This window comes from Streptococcus oralis (assembly GCF_001578935.1).
Taxonomy (GTDB): Bacteria; Bacillota; Bacilli; order Lactobacillales; family Streptococcaceae; genus Streptococcus; species Streptococcus oralis_R.
In genome coordinates, this window is sequence record NZ_KQ969522.1 from 93,531 (window position 1) to 96,263 (window position 2,733).

3 protein-coding genes are annotated in these 2,733 nt (G+C 44.6%); 1 reads left to right on the forward strand and 2 read right to left on the reverse strand.

Annotation, left to right across the window (positions count from 1 at the left end):
- Window positions 1-183, forward strand: a 183-nt coding sequence (locus tag SORDD15_RS10550; RefSeq protein WP_231097645.1) for a hypothetical protein, incomplete at its 5' end; no start/stop codon positions are given.
- A gap of 268 nt (window positions 184-451) precedes the next feature.
- Here the strand turns inward: SORDD15_RS10550 and SORDD15_RS06845 are convergent.
- Window positions 452-2,047 carry a type I restriction-modification system subunit M gene (locus SORDD15_RS06845; protein ID WP_061415858.1) on the reverse strand — a complete coding sequence of 532 codons (1,596 nt, stop codon included), beginning with the start codon at window positions 2,045-2,047 and terminating at the stop codon, window positions 452-454.
- 46 nt (window positions 2,048-2,093) lie between these two features.
- A partial coding sequence (locus SORDD15_RS06850; RefSeq protein ID WP_231097646.1) for a restriction endonuclease subunit S occupies window positions 2,094-2,733 on the reverse strand: 640 nt, incomplete at its 5' end.

The following is a 2,733-nucleotide window of genomic DNA, read 5'->3' on the forward strand; positions in this document are numbered from 1 at the left end:
GCGTCGGCATCTGTAAAATCTGGAAAGCGATGTTTTGTTTTTCCAATCTTGCTCACCCCAACTTACGCCCTTTTCCTTTCCATTTATTGGAAAAGGCAGAAAACCTCCACTGGAGCTTTTCTCTCCCAAGCGTCGGTATCCTTGAACTCTGGAAATCTTAATTTTGGTATGTTTTTCATGTAAACTCCTTTCCCCCAACCCACACCTTTTTCTTTTCATTTCTTGGAAAAAGGCAGAAAACCTCCACTGGAGCTTTTCTCTCCCAAGATTCAGTGTATCCATCAGTTCAAGAATCTAAAATAATAAAAATCACAATCTGTATTTGGAACTTAAGTTGTTGCCAGATTGTGATTTTTGTTATAACGTCATTCAGTTCCTTCATTTAGAGGCACTTATGTTTTCTTAATCAATCGCATATAGTCTTGCCTTTGTGCAGTCATCCTTCGCTCCTTCAAACTCCCAGTTCTTTCAAAAGGGTAGCGATTTCGGCTTCGAGTTTGGCGATTTCTTGGTCGTCTTGGGCTAGGAGTTGCTTGATTTCATCAAGGTCAATCGGTTCTTCCTCCTCAAAGGTATCCACATAGCGAGGGATATTGAGGTTGTAGTCGTTTTCCTGTATCTCTTCCAGGCTCGCTAAGTGGGCATACTTGTCCACATCTTGACGAGCTTTATAGGTTGCGACAATCTTTTCGATATGCGCCTCGGTTAGGCTATTTTGGTTTTTGCCTTTGCTGTAGTCTTTGGAAGCATCGATAAAGAAAACGTCTTTGGTCTTGCGATTTTTCTTAAAGACTAAGATAGTGGTTGGAATGCTGGTGCCGTAAAAAAGATTGGCTGGTAGGCCGATAACAGCATCTAAGTAGTTTTTCTCGATCAAGACTTGGCGAATCTTGCCCTCTGCTGCACCACGAAAGAGCACGCCATGGGGGAGGACGATAGCCATAGTCCCCGTGTTATTGAGATGGTAAAGGCTGTGTAGGATAAAGGCATAGTCTGCTTTTGAGGCAGGGGCTAGCTTGCCATATTCTGAAAAGCGGGGGTCTTTGAGCTTGGAGTCCGCATTGTCCCACTTGGCTGAGTAGGGAGGGTTGGCCACCACGGCATCAAAAGAGCGAGGATGGTCAATCCCTTTCTCATCTGGTCCATCTGGCCAGTCACTCTCTAGGGTATCCGCATTTCTAAGAGTCATATTGGTATAGGTCACATCGTGCATCATGAGATTCATCCGAGCCAAGTTGTAGGTGGTCGTCCCTAACTCCTGACCAAAGTACTTGATGGCACCTGCTTTTTTGCCTTGGGGGAGTTCATTTCCCACAGTCAAAAGGAGAGAGCCAGAACCCATGGTTGGGTCGTAGACGCTAAAGGCTGTATCTAGGTCTTCAGTGACATCTAGCGTCACTAGCTTGGCTAAGATCTGGCTGACCTCATGGGGCGTGTAAAACTCGCCCCCTTTTTTCCCTGCTGAGGCGGCAAATTTCCCGATCAGATACTCGTAAATCTCTCCTAGGATGTCTCTACCATCCTCACTCTTGTAGTCAATCCCATCGATGAGCTTGACAATAGCACCTAGCGACTTGGCACGAGCTGTCGTAGACGCTCCCAAGCGTGAATCCCCGAGGTTGATGTCGTTAAAAACGCCACTAAAGTCCTTGGAAGCCTCACGGTTGCGCTCCACATTGCGGTTAAAATGCTCAAAAATGGTCTGATAATCACTGGGCATGACCTGACTATCTGCGATCTTCTCCCGCAAGGACTCCCAAGTGTCCTCTGGCTCAATGGCATAGCCCAAGGTCAGAGAAATATCCTCTAGATACTCCTCCAAATCCTCACCAGAAGCCTGCTCCTTGTAGGCTTGGTTGACCGTCATCCCCTCTGGCACATCGATGACCTGATTGCTCACCAAGTACTTCTCCTGATGCTCGGACAAATAGCGGTAAAAGATGAAGGCTAGGATATAGTTTTTGTACTCATTGGCCTCCATATTGCCCCGCAATTCATTGGCCATAGCCCAGATCTTGTCTGTGATTTCCTGTGTTTTACTCGTCATGTATACCTCCTTGTTTTTAGCTGTCTTCTCAAAAATGAAGCTCATCCTAAGGGAAAAGCTGTTGCAAAAGCCCTTTTTTCAGTGTTTTCAAATGTTCCAGCTTACGCTGATGACTAGCGATGGTCGCGTCTAGGGTTTGGAAGAATGCGCCAATCCGTTCCTGCTCGGGGAGGGAGGGGAAAGAAATTGTAATTATTGATAAGTCGCTAGAGTTAATTGCAGGGTAACTTGTTCCTGTACAATTGTCTAAAACTGTATTAACAAACTTCTGAGTCTGCAAATATGAGAGTAAAAATCGGCCATCACCTTTCGGACGTAACTGTGCATAACCAGTAGAGAAAACATAATTTTGCTCATCCTTTTCAAACAAAAAATTATTTTTCTGGTACGGTCTTACAGTCTGATAAAATACATCACCTTTTTTAGCTAATCTCTGTGCTCTAGATGGAGCTGTATTTTTAGTTTCATGTTTATGTGACAACATCTCCGTCCCTATGACAGAACCTAAATCCACATACTCAAATTCCTCTGGAAGAATTGATTTTGGATTGATTTCCGCCACTTCCCCCAACCTACGCTGTTCCCAAGCGTCAGTAAATTCAGGAAAACGAATTTCCGGAAAACTTTCGCCATTTTTTGGAAACATTTTCTGTAAGAGGCCTTTCTTACGCATTTTCAAATGTTCC